Source organism: Micromonospora sp. NPDC005686, from assembly GCF_042871665.1.
Taxonomy (GTDB): domain Bacteria; phylum Actinomycetota; class Actinomycetes; order Mycobacteriales; family Micromonosporaceae; genus Micromonospora.
Window position 1 is genome coordinate 104343 of sequence record NZ_JBIAIY010000013.1, and the last position, 23559, is coordinate 127901.

The 23559-nt window shown below is 70.9% G+C and carries 19 protein-coding genes; 11 read left to right on the forward strand and 8 right to left on the reverse strand.

The genetic code is table 11. The features are described from left to right. Positions 1 to 8: 8 nt before the first annotated feature. Positions 9 to 1496: an aromatic amino acid ammonia-lyase gene (locus tag ACFYON_RS26080; protein WP_354872895.1), complete on the reverse strand. Its 1488-nt coding sequence runs from the start codon at positions 1494 to 1496 to the stop codon at positions 9 to 11. 63 nt (positions 1497 to 1559) lie between these two features. Here ACFYON_RS26080 and ACFYON_RS26085 point away from each other — a divergent pair, with 63 nt between their 5' ends. The 3 genes from ACFYON_RS26085 to ACFYON_RS26095 are packed head-to-tail and all read left to right on the forward strand — an operon-like array spanning position 1560 to position 4957. Continuing rightward, on the forward strand, positions 1560 to 3104 hold the full coding sequence (locus ACFYON_RS26085; protein WP_355097343.1) for an NAD(P)-binding domain-containing protein: 1545 nt from the start codon (positions 1560 to 1562) through the stop codon (positions 3102 to 3104). Next, positions 3094 to 4527, forward strand: coding sequence for a fatty acid--CoA ligase family protein (locus tag ACFYON_RS26090; RefSeq protein WP_355015264.1), 1434 nt, complete (start codon positions 3094 to 3096; stop codon positions 4525 to 4527). The genes ACFYON_RS26085 and ACFYON_RS26090 overlap by 11 nt, the downstream gene beginning before the upstream one ends. 13 nt (positions 4528 to 4540) lie before the next feature. After that, positions 4541 to 4957: a hypothetical protein gene (locus ACFYON_RS26095; protein ID WP_354872887.1), complete on the forward strand. Its 417-nt coding sequence runs from the start codon at positions 4541 to 4543 to the stop codon at positions 4955 to 4957. A gap of 17 nt (positions 4958 to 4974) precedes the next feature. Here the strand turns inward: ACFYON_RS26095 and ACFYON_RS26100 are convergent, their stop codons facing one another. Genes ACFYON_RS26100 through ACFYON_RS26110 form a run of 3 tightly spaced genes read right to left on the reverse strand, consistent with a single transcriptional unit; the run spans position 4975 to position 7162 of the window. Further along, positions 4975 to 5472, reverse strand: a complete 498-nt coding sequence (locus ACFYON_RS26100) for a DUF3237 domain-containing protein (RefSeq protein ID WP_354872885.1) — start codon at positions 5470 to 5472, stop codon at positions 4975 to 4977. Beyond that, on the reverse strand, positions 5469 to 5936 hold the full coding sequence (locus tag ACFYON_RS26105) for a MarR family transcriptional regulator (RefSeq protein ID WP_355094494.1): 468 nt from the start codon (positions 5934 to 5936) through the stop codon (positions 5469 to 5471). The genes ACFYON_RS26100 and ACFYON_RS26105 overlap by 4 nt, the downstream gene beginning before the upstream one ends. After that, positions 5933 to 7162 (reverse strand): flavin-dependent oxidoreductase, encoded by a 1230-nt coding sequence (locus ACFYON_RS26110; RefSeq protein WP_355094502.1) that lies wholly within the window; start codon positions 7160 to 7162, stop codon positions 5933 to 5935. The genes ACFYON_RS26105 and ACFYON_RS26110 overlap by 4 nt, the downstream gene beginning before the upstream one ends. A gap of 248 nt (positions 7163 to 7410) precedes the next feature. Between ACFYON_RS26110 and ACFYON_RS26115 the strand changes: the two genes are divergently transcribed. The 8 genes from ACFYON_RS26115 to ACFYON_RS26150 all read left to right on the forward strand — a co-directional run bounded on the left by ACFYON_RS26115 (position 7411) and on the right by ACFYON_RS26150 (position 17800). Then, on the forward strand, positions 7411 to 8385 hold the full coding sequence (locus ACFYON_RS26115) for an ABC transporter substrate-binding protein (protein WP_354872879.1): 975 nt from the start codon (positions 7411 to 7413) through the stop codon (positions 8383 to 8385). 7 nt (positions 8386 to 8392) lie between these two features. After that, entirely contained in the window at positions 8393 to 9163 is a 771-nt protein-coding gene (locus ACFYON_RS26120; RefSeq protein WP_355094496.1) for an ABC transporter permease, read from the forward strand. Continuing rightward, positions 9160 to 9975 carry an ABC transporter permease gene (locus tag ACFYON_RS26125; RefSeq protein ID WP_355094498.1) on the forward strand — a complete coding sequence of 272 codons (816 nt, stop codon included), beginning with the start codon at positions 9160 to 9162 and terminating at the stop codon, positions 9973 to 9975. Before ACFYON_RS26120 ends, ACFYON_RS26125 begins: the two co-directional genes overlap by 4 nt. Next, positions 9968 to 10780 (forward strand): ABC transporter ATP-binding protein, encoded by an 813-nt coding sequence (locus ACFYON_RS26130; protein ID WP_354872873.1) that lies wholly within the window; start codon positions 9968 to 9970, stop codon positions 10778 to 10780. Before ACFYON_RS26125 ends, ACFYON_RS26130 begins: the two co-directional genes overlap by 8 nt. A 121-nt stretch (positions 10781 to 10901) precedes the next feature. Further along, positions 10902 to 13520 carry a bifunctional acetaldehyde-CoA/alcohol dehydrogenase gene (gene adhE / locus ACFYON_RS26135; protein ID WP_355015270.1) on the forward strand — a complete coding sequence of 873 codons (2619 nt, stop codon included), beginning with the start codon at positions 10902 to 10904 and terminating at the stop codon, positions 13518 to 13520. 39 nt (positions 13521 to 13559) lie between these two features. Next, positions 13560 to 14129, forward strand: a complete 570-nt coding sequence (locus ACFYON_RS26140; RefSeq protein WP_354872871.1) for an SRPBCC family protein — start codon at positions 13560 to 13562, stop codon at positions 14127 to 14129. Then, on the forward strand, positions 14126 to 15076 hold the full coding sequence (locus ACFYON_RS26145; RefSeq protein WP_354872869.1) for an Acg family FMN-binding oxidoreductase: 951 nt from the start codon (positions 14126 to 14128) through the stop codon (positions 15074 to 15076). The genes ACFYON_RS26140 and ACFYON_RS26145 overlap by 4 nt, the downstream gene beginning before the upstream one ends. 321 nt (positions 15077 to 15397) lie before the next feature. Next, positions 15398 to 17800, forward strand: coding sequence for a phosphoketolase family protein (locus tag ACFYON_RS26150; RefSeq protein ID WP_354872867.1), 2403 nt, complete (start codon positions 15398 to 15400; stop codon positions 17798 to 17800). 111 nt (positions 17801 to 17911) lie between these two features. Here the strand turns inward: ACFYON_RS26150 and ACFYON_RS26155 are convergent, their stop codons facing one another. The 4 genes from ACFYON_RS26155 to ACFYON_RS26170 all read right to left on the reverse strand — a co-directional run bounded on the left by ACFYON_RS26155 (position 17912) and on the right by ACFYON_RS26170 (position 23406). Next, positions 17912 to 19876 carry a right-handed parallel beta-helix repeat-containing protein gene (locus ACFYON_RS26155; protein ID WP_354872865.1) on the reverse strand — a complete coding sequence of 655 codons (1965 nt, stop codon included), beginning with the start codon at positions 19874 to 19876 and terminating at the stop codon, positions 17912 to 17914. A gap of 97 nt (positions 19877 to 19973) precedes the next feature. After that, entirely contained in the window at positions 19974 to 21590 is a 1617-nt protein-coding gene (locus tag ACFYON_RS26160; RefSeq protein ID WP_355094500.1) for a CocE/NonD family hydrolase, read from the reverse strand. Further along, positions 21587 to 22456 (reverse strand): carbohydrate ABC transporter permease, encoded by an 870-nt coding sequence (locus ACFYON_RS26165; protein WP_354872860.1) that lies wholly within the window; start codon positions 22454 to 22456, stop codon positions 21587 to 21589. Before ACFYON_RS26165 ends, ACFYON_RS26160 begins: the two co-directional genes overlap by 4 nt. Continuing rightward, the gene (locus ACFYON_RS26170; RefSeq protein ID WP_354873116.1) at positions 22453 to 23406 is read right to left on the reverse strand and encodes a sugar ABC transporter permease; all 954 of its coding nucleotides are present in this window, start codon (positions 23404 to 23406) and stop codon (positions 22453 to 22455) included. The genes ACFYON_RS26165 and ACFYON_RS26170 overlap by 4 nt, the downstream gene beginning before the upstream one ends. Positions 23407 to 23559: the final 153 nt, after the last annotated feature.

Consider the following 23559-nt stretch of genomic DNA (forward strand, 5'->3'; position numbering starts at 1 on the left):
TGTCCACCTCAGGAAAGAGAAACGGAGAGATCCGCGATCACGTCGGCCGCGCGCCGCACGTCACCGTCGAGCGGCCGGTCCGGGTCGACCGGGGGTACGGCCGCGGCCAGCGCGGCCAGCACCTCGGCGCAGCCGGGCGCGGTCGGCGCACGCGCACCCACGTACGCGGCCTGGCGCAGCCCCAACGCGAGCGACCCGACGATGAGATGCAGCAGCCGGGCCTGGTCCAGCACCCGCAGCGCCGCCTGGGTGCCGAGCGGGATGACGTCCTGGTTGTGCAGGTTCGTCGGCACGCTCTGGATGCTCGCCGGCATGGCGTCGCGCCGGATCTCGGTGATCAACGCGGTCGCCGCCAGTTGCACGCCCTGGAGCCCGTGCTGCTGTCCCGGACCGGCGGCCAGCATCGGCGGCAGGCCGCCGTTGCGGTTCGGGTCGACGAGCAGGTCGAGTTGCCGTTCGGCGAGGTTGCCGACCTGCGCCACGACCATCGACAGCACGTCGGCGGCGAACGCGGCCGGCTGCCCGAAGAAGTTGCCGCCGTGCACGACGAGGTCGTCGTCGGGAAAGAACAGCGGATTGTCGGTGACGCTCCCGAGGTCGGCCGCCACGACGGCGTCGACGTAGCGCAGGGCGTCCTCGGCGGCGCCGAGCAGCTGCGGCGTGCACCGGATGCTGTACGGCTCCTGCAGCGGACGTGCGCCGGACGCGACGAGTCCGGCGCCGACCCGCCGCATCCGTGCGCCCACGTCGATCGCGCCCGGATGCCCGTACGCGCGCAGCAGCCGGGCGTCGAGGAACTGCGTGCCACTGCCGAGCAGGTCGGCGAGCAGGCAGGTGAGCACCTGGACCGCCAGGTGCGCGGCACGGGCCGCGTCCAGCGCCAGCGCCGTCGCCGCGGTGGTCAGCGAGGTGCCGTTGACCAGGGCGAGGGCGTCCCGGCCGTCCAGCGGCAGGGGTTCCAGGCCGGCCCGCTTCAGCGCCTCGGCCGCCGGCAGGCGTACCCCGTCCAGATAGGCGTCGCCCCGGCCGCGTAGCGCCTGCGCGGCCGCGCCCAGCGGAATCAGGTCGCCGCTGGCGCCGACCGACCCCAGCCGGGGCATCGCGGGGACGAACGTGGTGGCGAGCATCGCCGCGAGGGCGTCGATCACGTGCGGGGAGACCCCCGACGCGCCCCGGGCCAGCGACGCGGTCCGCAGCAGCAGGGTCGCGCGGACCACCTCCGGATCGAGGTCCGGGCCCTGGCCCGCGCCGAGGTGGGCGAGCGTGTTGTCGGCCTGGTCGCGCAGGTCGGCGCGGCCCGCGTACCCGACGAGCGCGCCGAAGCCGGTCGTGGCGCCGTACACCGCGCGGTCGTCGCCGAGCACCGTGGCCAGGAAGGTACGGGCGGCCGTGACCCGATCGCGGACCTGCGGCCCGACCACGACCTTGATCGGGTCGCGGGCGGCGCGCAGGTCGGCGATCCGAAGTGGAACCCCGAGGTCGACCTCTGTCGTCATGCGATCGGACCCTAGAGAAGGGTTCTCAGAGCGCTCTGAGATCGGGTCGATACGTTGCGTCGCATGACGCTCGACTATCTGATCATCGGAGCCGGACCGGCCGGGTTGCAGCTCGCTCACCTGCTCGATCGCGACGGGCGCGACTATCTGGTCCTGGAGGCCGGCCCGGCGCCGGGCACGTTCTTCACCACCTATCCCCGGCACCGGCAGCTCATCTCGATCAACAAGGTCTGGACCGGCTCCGACGATCCGGAGTTCAACCTGCGTGCGGACTGGAACTCACTGCTGACCGACGATCCTGCGCTGCTGTTCAAGAACTACAGCCGGCGCTACTTCCCCGACGCCGCGGACCTGGTGCGCTACCTGGCCGACTTCGCCCGCGGCCTGCGCGTCAGATACGACACCCGGGTCACCGGCGTCGCCCGTGACGGCGACCTGTTCACCGTGCGCGCCGGCGACGACACAGTCACCGCCCGGCGGGTGGTGGTCGCCACCGGCGTGTCCCAGCTGTACGTCCCGCCGATCGAGGGCGCCGAGCTGGCCGAACGGTACGACACGGTCAGCGTCGACCCGGACGACTTCACCGATCAGCGCGTGCTCATCATCGGCAAGGGCAACTCGGCCTTCGAGACCGCCGACGCGCTCGTCGAGACGGCAGCCGTCATCCACGTCGCCGGCCCGCACTCGATCAAGCTGGCGTGGCAGTCGCACTACGTCGGGCACCTGCGTGCGGTGAACAACAACTTCCTCGACACGTACCAGCTCAAGTCGCAGAACGCGGTCCTCGACGGCACCGTCGAGCGGATCGTCCGGCGCGAGGACGGCGGCTACCGGATCGACTTCCGGTACGCCCGCACCGTCGAGGCGACCCGGCGGATCGACTACGACCGGATCATCCTCTGCACCGGGTTCCGGTTCGACGCGAGCATCTTCGACCCGTCCGCGCGGCCACGGCTCGTCATCGACGACCGCTTCCCCGAGCAGACCTCCGCGTACGAGTCGGTGAACGTGCCCGGCCTGTACTTCGCCGGCACGCTCACCCAGCAGCGCGACTTCAAGCGCTCCACGAACGGGTTCATCCACGGTTTCCGGTACGGCGTGCGGGCCCTGCACCGGATCCTCGACGCCCGCCACCACCGCACGCCGTGGCCGGGGACACCGCTGGAGGTCACCCCGGAGGCGATCGCCGAAGCGATCATCGCCCGGATCAACCGCACCTCGGCGCTGTGGCAGCAGTTCGCCGTCCTCGGCGACGTCGTCGTGGTCTCCGGCGACACCGCGCGCTACCACGAGGAGGTGCCGGTCGCGTACCTGCACGACGGCGGCCTGGGGCCGGAGCCGTTCGCGTTCGTGGTCACGTTGGAGTACGGGCCGGACCACGACCAGGTCGACCCGTTCGACATCACGGTGCCGCGGATCGCCGAGAACGACGCCGCGCACGCGCACGACGCCAGCTACCTGCACCCGGTCGTCCGGGTCCACAGTGGCGGCCGGGTCGTCGCGGCGCACCACCTCGCAGAGAACCTGGAGAACCACTGGAATCTGCCGGACGTGCACCATCAGCCGCTCGTCCTCTTCCTCAAGGGCGTGCTCTCCGATGCCGGCTGAGGTCTGGCCGCAGCCCTTACTGGACCTGATCGCCACCGGCGACGGCCGGCCCGCCTTCGAGGAGGGTGAGCGGACCGTCACCACCGCCCAGATGTACCGGATGGTGCGCCGCATCGCCGCCGGGCTGCGCGCCGCCGGGGCGGGCCCCGGCGTCGGGGTGGCCCTGCGCCTCGGTGTCACAGCGGAGGCGTTCGCGGCGATCATCGCGGCGTTCGCGGTGGGCGCCCGGGTCTCCGGGGTCCGCCCCGACCTGAGCCCGGCGCACCGCGCCTGGCAGCTCGGCGAGAACACGCTGCTGCTCGACGACGCCCGGGTCGCCGAACTGGCGCGCACCCCGGACGACGGAAGGCGGTTGATCGCCGCCGGACGCCCGGACGACGTCGCCCGGATCATCTGGACCAGCGGCAGCACCGGCAGCCCGAAGGGCTGCGCGCAGACGTACGCGGCGATGAGCGCGGCCTGGGCGCCGTATCCGGCCCGCTGGCCCCCGGCGATCGCCGATCTCGCCACCCGGCTCCAGCGGTATCTCGTCTTCGGTTCGCTGAGCAGCCAGGTGATGCTGGAGTACGGCATCCTCACCCTGGCCGCGGGCGGCACCCTGGTGGCGGCGCAGCCTCCGGGTTTTCCCGGCATGATCGCCCGGCACCGGGCGACCGCGAGCGTGATCACGGTGGGCAAGCTGAACCAGCTCGTACAGGACCAGCGCGCCGACCCGGCCGACCTGAGCAGCCTGCGGGCCCTGCTGGTCTCCGGCTCGCCGCTCGCCCCCGGCCGGCTCACCGAGGCGCTCGACGTGCTCGGGCCCGTCGTCTTCCACGGCTACGGCCAGACCGAGACCGGCATGATCACGATGGTGACGCCGGCCGAGATGCTGGCACACCCGGCCGCGCTCGCCTCGGTCGGCCGGCCTCCCCCGGTGACCACGCTGTCCATCCGGGACGCCGACGGCCGTCCCGCCACCGAGGGGGAACTGTTCGTCCGGACCCCGGCACAGGCCGCCGCCTACTGGAGCGATCCCGTCGAGACCGCCGAGACCTTCGTCGACGGCTGGGTCCGCACCCGTGACCTGGCCCGCCTGGACGCCGACGGCTACCTGCACCTGCTCGGCCGGATCCGGGACGTCATCATCGTGCAGGCCAACCTGGTGTACGCCGGCCCGATCGAGCGGGTCCTCGCCGCGGATCCCGCCGTCGCCGAGGCGTACGTCGTGGGCCATCCCGACGACGTGACCGGGGAGGCGGTGCACGCGTACGTGGTGCCGGCCGCGGGTCGCGTGCCGGACGCCGTACGGCTGCGTGCCCTGGTCGCGGAGGCGCTGGGGGAAGCGTCGGCCCCGCGGACGATCCAGTGGATCGACCGGGTGCCGGTGGCGCCCAGCGGCAAGCCGGACAAGCGCGCCCTGGAGCGCACGGCGATCAGGTGACTAGCATCCGTGCATGACCGTACTCGACGAGGCAGCGCAGCGTACCCGTACCCGCCTGCGGGGCACCGCCGCCGGATTCGCCGCCCTGTGGTCCGTCGCCCTCACCGCGTTCGTGAGCGTCAACCTCTGGATCGGGCTGCGGAACAGGCCGTACCTGCTGCAGTACGGCAGCGACGGGGGTGACCGGTTCGGCACCAACGTCACGGTGCTGCTGTCGTGGCTCGGCATCGTCGCCACGGTCGGTCTCGCCACGTGGATCACCGCGCTGCTCGTGCTGGCGCGCACCCCCGAGATGCACGAGGGACTGCGGACCCGCGTCCGCGTGGCATCGGCCGTGGTGCTCGTCAGCACCCCATTCGTCACCGTCGCCGCGCTTGTCCTCGTGTACGCGCTGATCGTGCCCTGGATCTACGCGGGCGTGCAGTCCTGAGGCCCCTCCGGGAACACCTACGTGACGCGGTAGGCGGTGTAGCGCACCCGATCGGCCTCGCGGATCGCCGACGCCACGAAGACGCACTGCTCCAGCACGGCCAGCGCGGGCACCGACGTCTCCAGTCGTACGCCCAGGCGGAAGTAGTACGCGGCGGGGTCGACCGCGTCGCCGCGCAGCAACGCTTCGAGGACCGCCGGAGGACCACTGCGGACGCCGAACGTGCGGAGGTAGACGTGGCCGCCGTCCGCGGTGCGCGCCGAATAGCGGGTGTCGATCTCGATCGCGCCGTCGGGGCGGACCACCTGCCAGTCGGCGCCGCCGGGCAGAATGTCCGCCTCGAAGAGGCCGGTGACCCGGCCGCCGACGACCGGCACGACGCGGCGGTGACCGGCGCGGGTCACCCCGTGGTCCTCCAGCACGCCGAGCCGGGCCTCCACCTCGAACGCGGCCTCCAGGCCGGGAACCGGCAGGGCGCTCATCGAGCCCGGACCGGCGGGCGGGCGCGTACTCATGGGGTGTCCTTGTCCTGCGCGAGGGCGTCGCGGAGGCGCTCCAACGCGGGCACCGCGGCGGCGAGGGCCGCCTGGTCCGCCGCCGGCAGGGTGGCCGCGGCGCGGGCGACCAGGTCTCCGCTCGCGAGGTCGAAGCGGTCGAACAGGTCGAGGGCCTTCGGGGTGGCGAGGACGTCGACGTGGCGGTGGTTGCCGGGGCGGGGGCAGCGCTCGACGAGACCGTTACCCTCCATGGTGGTGAGCAGGTTGCTGACCGTGGATCGGCTCAGACGGAGCCGCTCGGCCAGCTCACCCGGACCGGCCACCGTGCCCCGGGGCAGCGCCCGCACGATCTCGATCTGCGCGTCCGGGATCTCCGGCAGGTGCTCGGCGGCCCGAGCGGCGGCGAGCAGCATGCGGCGCAGCGGTGAGATCACCGACGCCAGTCGCGCCGCGTCCAGCTCGGTCGTCTCCGGGCCGGTCACGGCAGAACGCCCGAGAAGACCGTCGGCGTCAGGGAGGCCCGTTCGTTGAGGTCGGCGGGCAGGAAGCCGGCCGCCTTCTTGTACCCGGTGGCGATCTCGGTCAGCTCCTCCGGCGGGATGACGTCGTGGATGTGCGCGAATCCGCCCGGCGCGCGCTCGCGGGCGAGCACCATCACCTGTTCCGGGCCCTGCCGCCGGTTGCTCAGCACGAGCGCGGTGGTCGCCGGCCGCCGGTCCGCCTCGTAGGCGTCCAGCGCCGCCCGCACCGTCCGCTCGCTGGCAAGATGGAAGGCGAGGGTACGTGCGTCCAGGATCGCCTGCGACGCCCCGTTGGAACCGTTCGGATACATCGGGTGCGCGGCGTCGCCGAGCAGAGTCGTGTTCCCGTGGGTCCACGTGTCGATCGGGTCGCGGTCCACCATGGGGTATTCGAGGATCTCGTCCGCGGCGGCCAGCAGCTCCGGCACGTCGAGCCACGGGAAGCGCCAGTCCGCGAAGAGCGCGACGACCGGCGCGGGGTCGACCGCCCGGTTCCAGTCCGCGTTCGGCCCGGCGAAACCGGGCCCGCGCCGCTCGGCGACGACGTTGATCAGGCCGGCGCCGATCGGGTACGCGACGAACTTCTGTTCCGCGTCCCCGGCCATGATCATGGTCCGCCCGTCCAGGAATCCGGGTGCCCGTGCCGTCCCCCGCCACAGCGTCAGCCCGTTCCAGAGCGGCGCTCCCTCGCGGGACTGATGCTGGCGGCGCAGCGCGGAATGGATGCCGTCCGCTCCGACGATCAGGTCGCCCGCGACGTTCACCTCCCCCGCCGCCGTCGCGAAGCGCGCGACGCCGTCGCGGACGTCGACGAGCCGGTGCCCGGTGCGCACGGCGTCGGCCCCCAGCCGTTCCCGCACCACGGTGAGCAGTTCCATCTGGAACCGGCCGCGGTGCACGGAAAGCTGCGGCCAGCGATATCCGGCGTCCAGCCCGCGCGGCTCGCTCCAGATCTGCTGACCGTGCCGGTTGTAGTAGGCCAGTGTGCCAGGCGCGGCGCCCAGCCTTTCCACGCGTTCGCCGAGGCCCAGTTCGGTCAGTTCACGAACGGCGTGCGGGAGCAGATTGATCCCGACGCCGAGCGGATGCAGCGTGGCGGCGCGCTCGTAGAGGGTGATCTCACGGAAGCCGGCCCGATGCAGGCTGAGCGCGGTGGTGAGGCCACCGATCCCAGCGCCCACGATCACGATCGCCAAGTAGTCGCTCCTCCGCCGCCGCACCACCAACCGCACAGTTTGGTCACAAAATCGTCGCTCGTCAAGACGCATTCACATCGGTGCCGGGCTACCCGGATCGCTTTGCGATCCGCCTTATCGGAATTCTTGACAATCAATCGCTTCTGCATGACGCTGATCGGCGCGGTCGGATGCTTCACCCCACTCCACCGGCCCCACTCCCGACGTTGCACAAGCGCTGCGCACGGAAGGGCTCGTCCATGAAGAAGGCCACCGCCCTCGCTGTCCTCGCCGGCGTCGTGATCGCCCTGACCGGCTGCACGGATTCCGATGCCACCGATCCGTCCCCCGGGGCGAGCGGCGACCTGCGGAAGGTCCGCGTGGCGGCGCTGCCGATCAGCGAGACCGCCGCGCTGTGGGGCGGCATCAAGGCGGGCATCTTCCGGGAGCAGGGGCTCGATGTGGAGGTCGTGCCCGCACAGGGTGGCGCACAGGCCATCCCGGCCCTGATCAACGGCGACATCGACTTCGCCATCGGGCAGCCGTTCGGCCCGTTCCGGGCCGATCTGCAGAACCTCGGTGTGACGATCATCGGAAACTACGCGTCGTCCTACGCCGACGGTGACGACATCAACGCGGTCGTGGCGTCCGCGAAGTCCGGCATCACCCGGCCGGCCCAGCTCGCGGGGCGCAAGGTCTCGGTGAACAGCCTGGGCGCCGCCGGCGATGTCACGATCATGGCGGCGGTCGAGAAGGACGGCGGCGATCCCACCAAGGTCAAGTTCGTCGAGGTGGCCTTCCCGGACGCCCCGGCGCAGCTCCAGGGCGGCAACATCGACGCCGCCTGGGTGACAGAACCGTTCATCACCCAGATGCGCAAGCGCGGTGACGTTCTCGTGGTCGCCCCGTATCAGGCCACGGTCCCCGGTCTCGCCACCCTGACCACGATCACGTCGAGCAAGCTGAAGGACTCCGACGCCGCGCTGGTCGCGGACTTCTCCTCGGCGATGAAGAAGACGCTCACCTGGGCCAAGGACCCGGCGAACGAGACGGCCCTGCGGCAGGCCATCAAGGACAACCTCGAACTACCGGACGCGGTGGCGGACTCCGTGCGGCTTCCGGCGTTCGGGTGGGAGCTCGACCGGGCCGGCCTGGAGCAACTGGCGACGCTCGCCCAGAAGTACCGCGTACTCGACCGGCGGCCCGACTTCGACCGCCTCGTCCAGCAGCAGTAGCCGGCCGATGCGCAAGGTCCTGCTGGGTGCCGCCGGCCTTCTGGGGTTCCTCGCCGTCTGGCAGCTGCTCCCGACACTGGGACTGGTCGACCCGCACTACCTGCCGTACGCCACAGACGTGTTCGGGCGGCTGTTCCAGGAGGTCCGCGACCTGGCCTTCTGGCGGCGGCTCCGGCTCACCATGACGTCGTGGGCGATCGGCCTGACGGTGGCGACGCTCGCCGCGGTCGCGTTGGGGACGGTGGTCGGGCTGGTGCCGTTCCTGCGTCGCGCGACGCACACGACCGTCGAGTTCCTGCGGCCGGTGCCGTCGGTCGCGCTGATCCCCCTCGCCGTGCTGATGTTCGGCCTGCAGATGCGCGCCGCGCTCGTCATCATCGTCTACGCGGCGTTCTGGCAGGTGTTCGTGCAGGTCATCTACGGCGTCGCCGACGTCGACACAGTCGCCCGGGACACCGCGCGAAGCTTCGGCCTCACCCGCCGCGAGCAGCTGCGGTATCTCGTCCTTCCGACCGCTCTGCCGTACCTGATGACCGGCCTGCGTCTCGGCGCGGCCGTCGCGCTCATCCTGGCCGTCACCGCGGAGATGGTGATCGGCAACCCCGGCCTCGGGCGCATGATCGAGCTGTCCCGCTCCGCCGGGGACGCCGTCGGCCTGTACGGACTCGTCGTGGTCACCGGGCTCCTCGGCCTGCTGGTGAACGTCGTGTTCCGCTTCGCCGAACGCCGCTCGATGGCCTGGCACCAGTCGGTGCTCGCGGACGAGGCAACCCGATGACCGCCCTCGGCGCGGGCAGGGCCGGCCCTCGCGGCCTCGGCGTCCGGGTCGCCCAGAACGTCCTGTTCGCGGTCGGGCTTCCCGTCCTGGCCGTGGGGCTCTGGGCCGTCTGGTCCACCCGGTCGACGAACCGGTTCCTCGTCGGCCCCCGGACGCTCCTCGACGCGTTCCGGCAGACCTGGATCGGCCCGGCGTTCGTCGACGACGTGCTGCCGAGCGTGTACCGGCTGCTGATCGGCCTGATCGCGTCGGTCCTCCTCGGCGTCGCCGCCGGCGTCGTCATCGGCCGGTTCCGCCCGCTACGCGAGATCCTCGAACCACTGCTGGAGTTCTTCCGCGCGATCCCGCCACCCGTGCTGATTCCGGTCGCGATGCTCCTGCTCGGCATCACCGACACCATGAAGGTCGTCGTCATCGTGTCCGGCGCGATCTGGCCGATCCTGCTGAACACGATCGAGGGCGTCCGGGCGACCGACAGCGTGATGCTGGAGACCGCGTACTCCTTCCGGATCTCCCGGTGGGACCGGCTCTGGCTGCTGATCCTCCCGGCGGCGAGTCCGCGCGTCATGACCGGCGTACGGCAGGCGCTCTCGGTGGCCCTGATCCTCATGGTCATCTCGGAGATGTTCGCGTCGTCCGCCGGCCTCGGATACCGGATCGCCTACTTCCAGCGGAACTACCTCATCGCCGAGATGTGGAGCGGCATCCTCCTGCTCGGCCTCATCGGCGTCGTCCTCGCCGTGGTCTTCGGTGTCGTCGAACGCCGCGTCCTGCGCTGGTACCACGGAATGAAGGAGGTCACCCGTGCCTGACGGGAGCCCTCTGCTGCGGGTCGAGCACCTGCGGAAGGTCTACGCCTCCGGCCGGGGCGAGGTCGAGGCGATCGGGGATCTCAGCTTCACCATGGATGCCGGCGAGCTGCTGTGCGTCGTCGGTCCCTCTGGCTGCGGGAAGACCACCCTCCTGAAGTGCCTGGCCGGGTTGCTCCGGCCCACCAGCGGCCTGGTCGAGATGGAGGGATCACCGGTGACGGGCCCGAGCCCGGCGATGGCGGTGGTCTTCCAGGAGTACGGCCGCAGCCTCTACCCGTGGCTGACGGTCCGGGGCAACGTGGAGCTCCCGCTTCGCCACAAGAAACTCTCCCGCGCCGCACGCGGCCGGTTGGTCGCCGACGCCCTCGACGCGGTCGGACTGCCGCAGTCGGCGCGGAGCCATCCGTGGCAGCTCTCCGGCGGGATGCAGCAGCGGGTGGCCATCGCACGCGCCATCGCGTACCAGCCGGAAGTGCTGATCATGGACGAGCCGTTCGCCGCGGTGGATGCGCAGACCCGCGCCGACCTGGAGGATCTCGTCCGTGACCTGCACCTGACCCGCGGGATCTCCACCGTCTTCGTGACGCACGACATCGACGAGTCGGTCTATCTGGGCCAGCGCGTCCTCGTCCTGTCGAACGCACCGACCCGGGTGCAGGAGGACCTCGTGGTCGACCTCCCGCGGGAACGCGACCAGCTCACCACCCGGGCCCTGCCCCGGTTCACCGAACTGCGGACCCACGTCTACGAGCAGATCCAGCGGGCCAAGCGAGGGACGGCCGCGGCGCCCCACCCGGCGCCGTGACCGCACCTCACCGGCCCCGGCAACGGATCACGTAGCCACCGGCACGCCCACGTCCCACCACCGGCGACGTACGGGTGCGGGCCGGTGGTCCCGTCCTCACGGGTCCATCGGCCGTGCCCGCATCGATCGCCGCGGATCTACGGTCGAGGCGACGGACCGATGGAGGGCGGAAGCCATGATCGGAACCCTGGTGGAGAACGGTCTCAAGGCGTTGGCCGACTACGACTCCTACGGCCAGGACCAGATCGACGGCATCGTGAAGAAGGCGTCGGTGGCCGCGCTCGGCCGACACGCCGAACTCGCCATGCTGGCGGTCGAGGAGACCGGCCGCGGCGTGTTCGAGGACAAGGCGGTGAAGAACATCTTCGCCTGTGAGCACGTCACAAACCACATGGCCGACGTCCGCACGGTCGGGGTGATCGCCCAGGACGACATCACGGGCATCACGCAGATCGCCGAGCCGGTGGGGGTGGTGGCCGCGGTGACGCCGGTGACGAACCCGACGTCGACCACCGTCTTCAAGGCGCTGCTGGCCCTCAAGACCCGCAACCCGGTGATCTTCGCCTTCCACCCGTCGGCGCAACGCTGCAGCGAGGAGGCGGCCCGCACGGTCCGCGACGCCGCCGTCGCCGCCGGCGCGCCGGAGCACTGCATCCAGTGGATCGACGAGCCGTCGGTGGCCGCGACGAACGAGCTGATGCGGCATCCCGATGTCTCGGTGGTCCTGGCGACCGGCGGCAACGCCATGGTCCGGGCCGCCTACTCCACCGGCAAACCGGCGCTCGGCGTCGGCGCCGGCAACGTCCCCGCGTACGTCGAGGCGTCGGCCGACGTGGCCCGCGCGGTCAACGACGTGGTGCTGTCCAAGTCGTTCGACAACGGCATGATCTGCGCCTCCGAGCAGGCAGTCATCATCGACGACGCGATCCGGCCGGCCGCCCTCGCCGAGTTCCGGCGACTGCACGCCCACATCGCGACGCCGGAGGAGAAGTCGCTGCTGGAGAAGCTGCTCTTCGGCTCCGGGAAGCTCAACCCGGACGTGGTCGGGCAGCCGGTGGCCTGGATCGCCGAACACGCCGGTTTCACGGTCGCCCCGGACACCTCGATCATCCTGGTCCCGGTCGACCGGGTCGGCCCGGCCGAGCCGCTGACCCGGGAGAAGCTCTGCCCGGTGCTCGCCCTGTTGCCCGCCACCGGTCACGACCAGGCCTTCGGGTACGCCGAGCAGATGGTCGAGTTCGACGGTCTGGGCCACAGCGCCGTCATCCACACGCAGGACGCCGATCTGGCCGAGGCGTACGGCCGCCGGATCAAGGCCGTCCGGATCATCTGGAACGCGCCGGCCTCGCAGGGTGGCATCGGCGACATGTACAACGCCTTCCTGCCGTCGCTGACGCTGGGCTGCGGAAGCTACGGCCACAACTCGGTGTCGCACAACGTCACGGCGGTCGACCTCGTCAACATCAAGCGGGTCGCCCGGCGTACGAACAATCTGCAGTGGTTCAAGGTCCCGCCGAAGATCTACTTCGAGCCGAACGCGATCCGCTACCTCGCCGACATGCCCGACGTGCACCGCGTCACGGTGGTGACCGACCACACCATGACCAGGCTGGGGTACGTGGACCGCGTCCTTTCCGTGCTGCACCGCCGCCGCGAGCAGGTGGCCCTGCAGATCATCGACGACGTCGAGCCGGAACCCAGCGTCCGTACCGTCGAGCGTGGCGCCGAGTCGATGCGCTCGTTCCGCCCGGACACCATCATCGCGCTGGGCGGCGGTTCGGCGATGGACGCGGCGAAGGTGATGTGGCTGTGCTACGAGCACCCCGAGGTGGTCTTCGCCGACCTCCGGGAGAAGTTCTTCGACATCCGCAAGCGCGCCTTCAAGTTCCCCACCCTCGGCGCGCTGGCCCAGCTCGTCTGCATACCGACCACCTCCGGCACCGGGGCCGAGGTCACCCCGTTCGCGGTCATCACCGACACCGCGTCCGGCAAGAAGTACCCGCTCGCCGACTACGCCCTCACGCCGAGCGTGGCGATCGTCGACCCGGTCCTGGCGGCCGACCTGCCGGCGGTGGTCACCGCGGACAGCGGCTTCGACGCGCTCACCCACGCGATCGAGTCGTACGTGTCCGTCTACGCCAGCGACTTCACCGACGGTCTGGCCCTGCACGCCGTCCGGCTCATCTTCGGCAACCTCGCCCGAGCCGTCCACCAGGGCGCCGCGGACCCGGTGGCCCGCGAGAAGATGCACAACGCCGGGACGATCGCCGGCATGGCGTTCGGCAGCGCCTTCCTCGGCATCGTGCACGCCATGTCGCACACCCTGGGTGCCACCTTCCACGTCGCGCACGGGCGCACCAACGCGATCCTGCTCCCGCACGTCATCCGGTACAACGGCACCGTGCCGAGCAAGCTCACCGGCTGGCCCAAGTACGAGACGTACCGGGCTCCGCAACGCTTCGCCGACATCGCCCGTACCCTCGGGCTTCCCGCGGCGACCGACGCCGAAGCGGTCGAAGCCCTGGCCACGGCGATCGAACGCCTGCGCGACGAGGTCGGCATCGAGCCGTCATTCGCGGCCGTCGGCGTCGACGAGCGGGCCTTCCTCGCGGCGCTGCCGCAACAGGCGCTGAACGCGTACGAGGACCAGTGCGCGCCGGCCAATCCCCGGATGCCGATGCTCGGCGACATGCAGGAACTGATGCGCGCCGCGTACTACGGAACGGCGACCTCCGGCTGACTCGGCGGGGACCGCCGCTTCGCTCAGGAAGGAGAGGTCATGCAGGGAACAGTGCTCCAACGGCCCGGGCGGTGGCTCACCTGGGGAGCCACGGCGGCCGAGGTGGACGCGACGCTGCCCGGTGACGAGTTCCTGGCCGATCCGGACATCGTCTCCACCCGGGCGGTCACCGTCGACGCGCCAGCCGAGGCGGTCTGGCCCTGGCTCGTGCAGATGGGCAGCGGTCGCGGTGGCGCCTACACCTACGACTGGATCGAGAACCTGTTCGGGCTCGACATGCACAGCGCCGACGAGATCCTGCCGCAGTTCCAGCATCTCGCCGGCGGCGACGAACTGCCGCTCGGCAAGAGCGGGCCGGCCATGCGCGTCGAGATCCTCGACCCGCGGCGGACGCTGGTGTTCCGGTCCGCCGACGGCGCCTGGGTGTGGGGTTTCCACCTGCGACCGGACGGCGCGGGCACCCGGCTGATCAGCCGCAACCGGATCGCCCTGGCGGCGCGCCCGGGGCCGGGCCGGGCCGCGTACCGCCTGGTGATGGAACCGGGCAGTCTGATCATGGAGCGCCGGATGCTGCTGGGCATCAAGCAGCGGGCGGAGGGCGCGTCATGAACGTGCTCACCCGGGCCGTGGCCGCGGCGACGCTCGCCCCTTCGCTGCACAACAGCCAGCCGTGGCGCTTCCGGATCACCGGCCGCGAGGTGCTGGTGTACGCCGACCACAGCCGCCGGCTCGACGCGCTGGACGCGTCCGGCCGCGAACTCCTGATCAGTGTCGGTGCGGCCCTGTTCACCCTGCGGCTGGCTCTGCGTGCGCAGGGATGGCGGACGACGTGCGCCGTCCTCCCGGAACCGGAGTCGCCCGACCTGGTGGCCCGGGTGACGCTCGATCGTGAGGATCCACCACCGGAAACCGTGACGACGCTGGCCGAAACGATCGCCCGGCGCCACACCAACCGGTTGCCGTTCACCGATTCGGTGGTGTCCGCCGACGCGATCGAGGAGCTGGGATCGGCCGCCGCGGACCAGGGGGCGGTACTCACGATCGCCGGCCTGGTCACCCGTAACGCCATCCTGCAGCTCGGGCGCCACGCCGAGCGCCAGCTGCGCACGAAGGGCCGCTACCGGGCCGAGCTGAACCGCTGGACGAGACCCTCGCCGGGCCGGCACGACGGCATCCCGCCGGCCGCTGTCGGACCGTGGGACGCCCTCGAACGGATGCCGGTCCGGGACTTCGGCCTCGTCCACCCGCAGCCCTGGCGGACGAACGAGTTCCTCGAGGCGCACCCGACGATCGCCGTGCTGGCGACGCCCGGCGACGGCCCGGACGACTGGGTCCGCGCCGGCCAGGCGTTGCAGCACGTCCTGCTGGTGGCCACCCGGCTGCGGCTGGCCACCACCCCCGTCAGCCAACCGATCGAGGTGCCGGCGACCCGGGAACTGCTCGCCGGCACCACCGCGGGCCACCAGGCACAAATGATCATCCGGATCGGACACGCACCGCAGGCTCCGGTGACGCCACGCCGGCCGCTGTCCGAAGTCCTGGACAGCGGCCGGTGATCGTCTCACTATCCGGACGCGCTTCCGGATGCGCCGGAAGGGTCGTCCCGGCGCATCCCGCCCTGATGCCGGCCGGCAGACGGAGGCGGCCCGGCCGGTCAAGGTCGGCGTGCCGGAACGAGCGCCCGTCCTGCGCGAACGCCTCGCCACGCACGGGCCGCCCGGCCGCGACTCCGGCATCTTCGACCCACCGCCGGTGCACCGGATTCCCGCGTACGAGGGCCGAAGGTCCTGTGGCTTGCGGCTTGCGGGCCCGGGCGGTCGGCGGCGGCGGGGCCTAACGTAAGTCCTGACAAGACGAGATCTGTGAAAGGAACCGCCGTGACCGCGGTCGTATCCGAACTCCGCACGCTCGCCGAGCTCGACGACGCCGAGCTAGCCCGTCTGGACGCCTGGTGGCGGGCGAACAACTACCTGACCATCGGGCAGATCTACCTGCAGGGCAATCCGCTGCTACGCGAGCCGCTGTCGGCTGAGCACATCAAGCCGCGCCTGCTCGGCCACTGGGGAACCAGCCCCGGCCTGTCGCTGATCTACGCGCACGCCTCCCGGCTGATCCGGCACACCGGCCAGCAGGCGATCTACCTGGCCGGCCCGGGTCACGGCGGGCCGGCACTGGTGGCCGCCGGTTACCTGGAAGGCACCTACAGCGAGATCTACCCGGACGTCAGCCAGGACGAGGCCGGGATGCTGCGCCTGTTCCGGCAGTTCTCCAGCCCCGGCGGCATCCCGTCGCACGTGTCGGTGACCACCCCCGGCTCCATCCACGAGGGCGGTGAGCTGGGCTACGTCCTGGTCCACGCGTTCGGCGCGGTGATGGACAACCCGGACCTGCTGGCCATCGCCGTGGTGGGCGACGGCGAGGCCGAGACCGGGCCCCTGGAGGGCTCCTGGAAGGGCGTGTCCTTCCTCAACCCCGCACGCGACGGCGCGGTCCTGCCGATCCTGCACCTCAACGACGCCAAGATCTCCGGTCCCACAGTGCTGGGCCGCAAGGACCCCGAGGAGGTACGCAACCTCCTGCGCGGCCACGGTTACGACGTCATCGAGGTCGAGGGCTCCGACCTGCCCGGCATGCACCACCGCTTCGCCGCCGCCCTGGCCACCGCCTGGACGAGGATCCGCGACATCCAGACCGCCGCCCGTGACGGTTCCTGGGACGGCACCCGCCCGACCTGGCCGCTGATCATCCTGCGGTCGCCGAAGGGCTGGACCGGCCCGGACACCGTCGACGGCACCATCGTCACCGGGACCTGGCGGTCGCATCAGGTGCCGCTGTCCGGCGTCAAGGACAACCCGGAGCACCTCGCGCTGCTCGAGCGCTGGCTCAAGTCGTACCGTCCGGAGGAGCTGTTCGATTCCGCCGGCGCGCCCGTGGCGCTGATCCGGGACCAGGCCCCCGACGGCGACCTGCGGATGAGCGCCAGCCCGCACGCCAACGGCGGGCTGCTGACCCGGGACCTGGACCTGCCGGACTTCCGTTCCTACGCGATCGAGGTGCCGCAGCCGGCCCAGGAGCGGGCCGAGTCGACGCGCAAGCTGGGCGAGATGATGCGCGACATCTACACCCGCAACGCCGACCGGTTCCGGTTGTTCTGCCCGGACGAGACCAACAGCAACCGCCTCGGCAGCGTCTTCGACGTCTCCGACCGCGCCTTCATGGAGCGGGTGACACCGGAGGACGTGTCGATCAGCCGCGACGGCCGGGTCATGGAGGTGCTCAGCGAGCACAACTGCCACGGTTGGCTGGAGGGCTACAACCTGACCGGCCGGCACGGCATGTTCGCCACGTACGAGGCGTTCGCCATGGTCAGCGCCTCGCAGACCGTGCAGCACGGCAAGTGGTTGCAGGAGGCCAAGCACCTGCCGTGGCGCGCGAAGGTGCCGAGCCTCAACGTCCTGCTGACCTCGACGGCGTGGCGCAACGACCACAACGGCTTCTCCCACCAGGGTCCCGGCCTGATCCAGGTGGTGCTCACCCAGCGCGGCGACGTCGCCCGGGTCTACCTGCCGCCGGACGCCAACACCCTGCTGTCGGTGGCCGACCACTGCTTCCGGTCGCGCTCGTACATCAACCTGATCGTCATCGACAAGCAGCCGCAGCTGCAGTACCTCTCCATGGACGAGGCGATCGAACACTGCGCCCGCGGCGCGGGGATCTGGCAGTGGGCCGGCACCGACGACGGCACCAGCGACCCCGACATCGTCCTCGCCTGCGCCGGCGACGTCGTCACCATGGAGACGGTCGCGGCGGCGCAGATCCTGCGCGACCGGCTGCCCGGCCTGAAGGTCCGCGTGGTCAACGTGGTCAACCTGATGACCCTGGTCCGGCCCAAGGACCACCCGCACGGCATGAGCGAGACCCTGTTCACCGAGCTGTTCACCGACGACGTCGACGTGGTCTTCTCCTTCCACGGCTACCCGGGCGCGATCCACCAGCTCGTGCACGGCCGCCCGGACGCGGACCGGTTCCGCGTGCGCGGCTTCATCGAGCAGGGCACGACCACCACGCCGTTCGACATGACGGTGCGCAACAAGGCGTCCCGGTACCACCTCGTGATGGACGCCATCAACAACGCCAAGCGCCTGCCGCGCGGGGCGGCGGACCTCAAGGCGTGGTGCCGCAGCCAGCTCGACCGCCACGAGACGTACGTGGTGGAGCACCTGGAGGACATGCCCGAGGTCCGCGACTGGACCCTCGGCGACTGGGCCGCACGCGGCTGAGGGCGACGGAGACGGTGGCGCCGGCCGGTCGGCGCCACCGTCTCATCGCTTCGGACGGCGGCCGCGCGCCGCGGCCGGCAGAGTAATCGCGCCGTACGCACGGGTCCGCCGTCAGAAGACGCGCGTACGCTGCGCCCCGGATGGGAGGCCGGCGATCGGGCCGACGGCGCCCTCTCGTCCCGGCTGCCGGGGCTGGCCCGTAAGGTCGACGGCCATGACGGCGGGGCTGCCGTCCGCCTCCTCGAACTCCGCGTCGGCGCAGCGGACCCGTTCCAGGTCCCGGCCGGTGACGAGACCGATACGGGCCCCGTCGAACGCCTCGGGGAGGTCGGTGACGAGCCAGACCGCATCGCCCTCGTCGACAATCGCCGCCGTCGCGGCACCCAGCACCCGTGGCTCACGCTCACCCTCGAACGGCCGGGCGCCCGCGGCGTAGGCGTTCGCGCGGGCGTACACCGGTTGCTTCACGTCGACGTACTTCTGCTGGTCGCTGGGCGGCTGGTCGTCGAGACGGGCCAGGTACTCCGCGAACGACGCGGGATGGCCGTCGTATCCGGCGGTGCCGGCTCGCGGCGGGCCCTCGCCCTCCGCGCCCGCGCCGTAGGCCGCGCCCGGGTCGCCGCCCAGGAAGAGGTTGCCCACGTACCTGTCGTCACCGCCGTAGATCACCGCGTACCCGGCGACCTGGGTGCTGTGCGGCCGGTGGTACGGCGTGGCGCGGTCCAGCACCGGCTCCAGCCGCACCGTGCCGCAGACCAGGTTGTTGACGAAGGCGCCGCCCTGGCTGAACAGCTCCAGCGCGGCGGGTGAGCCGAAGATGTTGTGCTCGACCAGGTAGGGGCCGTGGCTGACCTCGACGAAGAGGTCCCGGCAGTTGTCGTGGTAGACGTTGCGGGAGAGCCGGGTGCCCTGCGCCTGCCAGTCCAGCCAGGTGCCGAGCGAGCAGCCGTGGATCCGGTTGTGCCGGATCACCACGTCGATGGCGGCGTGCAGCTTGATGCCGGCGATCTCGTACCCGTAGAACTCACGCTTCACGCCGACGTGGTGGATGTGGTTGTCCTCGATCGTGGAGAACGCGCACCCGAGGTGACCCACGATCGCGTTCTGGCCGCAGTCGTAGATCGTGTTGCGGCGGATCACGTGCGAGCCGATGTGCTCCCGGTCCCACCCGATCTGGCGGGCCGCGAAGACCGACTCCAGCTGGTACTGGTAGCCCGGCTTGTCGCCGCGCAGAGCCGAGAAGTTCTGCCCGGTCGAGCCCTCCTTCCCGATCGAGATCGCCGAGCACTTGGCGTCATGGATCACGTTGTCCTCGATGACCCACCCCTTCGCCCAGCCGGGTCCGATCAGGCCCGGCTGGTCGGCGGTCGGCGGCGCCCACGGGCTGGCCGCGTGGGCCAGCTCGAAGCCACGGACGGTGATGTAGTCCAGGTGGGGCTGCGCCGGGTAGAAGACGCTGCGGCGTACGTTGATCTCCACCAGCTCCGCGTTCGGGTCGGCGCCCTGGAAGTTGGCCCAGATCGTCGTCTGCTCGCCGACCTCGGCGTACCAGACGAGCCGGGTCTGGTCGGGATTACCGACCGGACGGGTCACCCGGGTCCAGTCGTCGACGACCTCGGTGCGCCGGGGCGGATCGTCGACCTCTGCCCGGCTCCCCACCTCGAAGAAACTCAACCCGTTCAGATAGACGTCGCCGAGGTGCCGGCGTGGCGCGCCCTCGCGGTAGACGATCCAGTCGCCGGTCACCTCCTCGGCGTACGGGTTGAACGAGCCGAACAGCGCGTTGTCGACGACCGCCTGCCATACCGTCCCGCCGAGCGACGTCCATCCGGTGACGCGTTCCGATCCTTTGATCACCACGTGCTCGCCGGGCGCCGCCTCGTAGGTGATGCGGCGGGAGTCGCTGAGACCGCCGTGGCGTGGCTTCACCCACTCGCGGTACTCCCCCGCGTGCACCACCACCGTGTCACCGGGCTGCGCGACGCCCGCGGCCCGGTTGATCGTCCGGAAGGGCCGCTCGGCGCAGCCGTCGGCGCGATCCGAACCGCCTGTCGCCACATGGAATACGGATGCCATCCGGGGAGCCCTCCTGGACAAGCGGTTCCGATGACCGCACGTGTACGGGGATGTGCGTAGATGGCGCTCGCCGCGGTGGCCGGCGCGTTCGCGCCGTTCACGTCCACACCGGCAGGTCGATCCGGGACGGCTGGGCGCCGTCGTGGGAGATCTCCTGCCGCGCCCTTACGGTGGTGGTCGCGGTGACTGCGGGTTCGCCGCTGCCGGGATTACGGGCGTAGCGCGGATGCGCTCCGGAGCTGACGTGCACGGCGACGCGGTGGCCGGCGGCGAAGCGGTGGAACGCGGGCCACAGCGGCACCTCCAGCTCGACGAAACCGTCCTCGTCGGGCAGCGGGTCGGTGGCCGCGGTGCCGACGCCGCCGATGCGGCGGATGCCGTCGCACACACTCATGGAGCGGCCGTCGGGGTGCACGTCGCAGATCCGGACGAAGACGTCGGCGCTGGCTGCCGTCGAGCGGAACCGGATGTGGGCGGTCGGCTCCCCGGCGAGGACGACAGCGCGCTCCAGCGGCGCACTGCGGAAGACGGCCACGTCCGTACGGCGTTCGTGGGCGCCGTTGTCGACCGGCCCGCAGGACGGGCCCAGGCCGGGACCACCGAGCGCGGGTGTGGGCCGGTTCGGATCGTAGGTGTAGCGGGTGGTGCCCGCGTCGGGAGCGGCGGGGTACAGGCGCCACCGCCGCGTAGTGGTGTCCGGCGGGGGCCACGCGGACAGATCGTGCCACTGCTGCGCGCCGGTGAGGAAGGCGCGCACCGGCGCCGGCCGATCCGCGGGCGCGCCGGCGAAGTGTTCCTTGAGGAACGCGATCGACTCGGCGAGAAACGGGCTCTGATCGCTGCGGTGGCCCCACGGGCCGATGGTCAGCCGGGGCGGGCGACCGGCCGCGGCGAGTTGGGCGTAGTTGCGCAGCTGCCAGGGAAGGAAGATGTCGTACCAGCCGGTGGCCATGTACACGGGCGCGGTGACGTCGGGCACCGAGGCGGTGTGCGACTGCCGGGTCCAGTAGTCGTCGGTGAGCCTCTCGTGGGCCAGCCAGTCCTGATACCAGCTGATCGGGTGGCCCGCCACGGCGGTGTCGCCGGCGGACAGCGGCAGGACGTCGAGGGCTTCGGCCAGCTTCCGGTCCGGCCGCCGCGCGAGCCACGCTCTGGTCAGGACGCCACGCATGCCGCGTAGGGCCATCAGGCGCGACCAGCCGAGCGAGCCGCCCAGCGAGAAGACGCCGTTGTTCCAGGTGACCGCGCCGAAGTCGGCCATCGTGACGTTCAGGCACAGGGCGTCGGGGGCGTTGGCGGGATCGTCACGGCACATCCGCCCCGCCACGGCCCACTGGGCGTAGCCGAGGTAGCTCTCCCCGTACGTCGCGACCGCGCCGGTGAACCACTGCTGGCGGCGTACCCACCGGTGGGTGGCCATGCCGTCGCGCTGCTCGTCGAGCTGAGGTCGGAAGGTGCCACCGGAGCCACCGGTACCACGGCAGCTCTGCACCAGCACCGTGAACCCCTCGCCGGCCAGCGCCGGCGCGTGGGTGAGCGAGCCGTGCCGGCCGTACGGCGAGCGGACGACGATCGTGGGCAACGGCGGCTCCACCGGACCGGCCGGCAGGTAGAGGTCGGCGACCAGCTCGACGCCGTCGTCCATCGGCACGCGCAGCCCGCGCCGCACCGCGAAGGCGTACGGGGGCACCGGCGCCGCGTGGGGGGACCTCACCCCTTGAAGGCGCCTTCCATGATCCCCTGCACCAGACGGCGCCCGACGAAGACGAACAACACCAGCAGCGGAATGGTGGCCAGGAAGGAGCCGGACATGGCCAGGCCCAGATCGATGTCCCGGTTCTGCTGCAGCGCCTTGATGGCGATCTGGACGGTGTAGTTCTCCGGCGACTTCAGGACGATGAACGGCCACAGGAAGTCGTTCCACGCGTAGACGAACGTGAACAGCCCCAGCACGTATGCCGCCGGGCGGACCAGCGGGAAGGCGATCCGCCAGAAGATCTGCCAGGTGGTCGCGCCGTCCACCCGCGCCGCCTGCATCAGCTCGTCGTTGATCACGCTGCCGATGTGCTGGCGCATCCAGAAGATGCCGAACGCGCTGACCAGTCCGGGAACGATCACCGCCTGAAGAGTGTCCACCCAGTTCAACTGGGACATGATCAGGTACTGCGGCACCACGGCCAACTGCGCCGGCACCGTCATGGTCAGCACGACGATGAGGAACAGCGTGTTGCGGCCGGGGAAGGACAGCTTGGCGAAGGCGAAGCCGGCCAGCGCGCAGAGCACCGCCTGGCCCACGGCGATCGTGGTGGCGACGATGACGCTGTTGAGCAGGGACTGCACGAACGGCACGATGGTGAAGACCAGCTCCGCCAGGTGCAGGAAGTTGCCGCCGGGGGTGATCGTCGGCGGGAGGGTCGTCGCGGTGGCGGAGTCCGTCGTCGCCACCACGAACATCCAGTAGAGCGGGAAGACGCTGACGAGGGCCATGAACGTCAGCAGCGCGTACACCGGGAACGGGACGCGGTTGGCCTGGCGCCGCCTGGCCCGCCTGGGCGCGGCGGTCGGGGGTACGGGCTTCATGGGCGCTCCGAACGGATGCGGGTGGTCAGCAGATAGTTGAGTCCGGAGAAGGCCACCACGATGACGAAGAGCGCGACGCCGACCGCTGCGCCGTAGCCGAAGTGGAACTGCCCGAAGGACTGCTCGTAGAGGTAGAGGGTGACGGTCTGGCACTGCCGTGCCGCCCCGCAGGTGAGTCCGCCCACCGGGTTGGCCAACAGCGGCTCGGTGAAGACCTGCAGCCCGCCGATGGTCGACGTCACGACGGTGAACGCGATGATCGGCCGTAGCGAGGGGATGCTGATGTGCAGGAACTGTCTCCAGCCGTTCGCACCGTCGGCGGCGGCGGCCTCGTACAGTTCCCGGGGAACCGCCTGCAGCGCGGCGAGGTACAGCAGTGTGTTGTATCCGGTCCAGCGCCAGGCGATCATCGTGGCGATCATGATGTGGCTGCCCCACAGCGACGCCGTGAAGTCGATGTGCGCGAAGCCCAGCAACCCGAGAAACCAGTTGATCATGCCGTAGTCCCGGTCGAACATCTGGGCGAAGACGATGGTCGTGGCCGCCACCGAGGTGACGTAGGGAACGAGCACCGACATCCGGAACAACCCGGCCAGCCGCAGCCGCGCGTGGTTGAGCAGGTGCGCCAGGCCCAGCGCCAGGAGCAACTGCGGCACCGTCGACATCACCCAGATGCTGAACGTGTTCCGCAGCGCCCCCCAGAATCGCGGGTCGTGCAGGAGTTCGGAGAAGTTGTCCAGCCCCACGAAGCGGTGCTCGCCGATGGGGTCCCAGTCGAAAAGGGAGATGTAGAAGGTGAACAGCAACGGGAAGAGGCCGAAGATCAGGAACAGCACGAAGAACGGCGAGATGTACGCGTACGGCGCCAGGAACTCCCGTACGCCCTGCCGGATCCGCCGGTTGCGAACGGGCCCCCGGATGTCCGGTGGGGCGGTGGCCGGGCCGAGCATGGTGGTCAAAGCGTCACCCTTCCGATGGGCGGGGGGGGGGGGGGGGGCCGCCCCCCCCCCCCACCCCCCCCCCCAAAAGCGTCAGCGGGTTTGGTATATTTTTAAGCCGGTGTAGACGCAAAGAACCGCGTAAAAAAATACACGACCTCGACG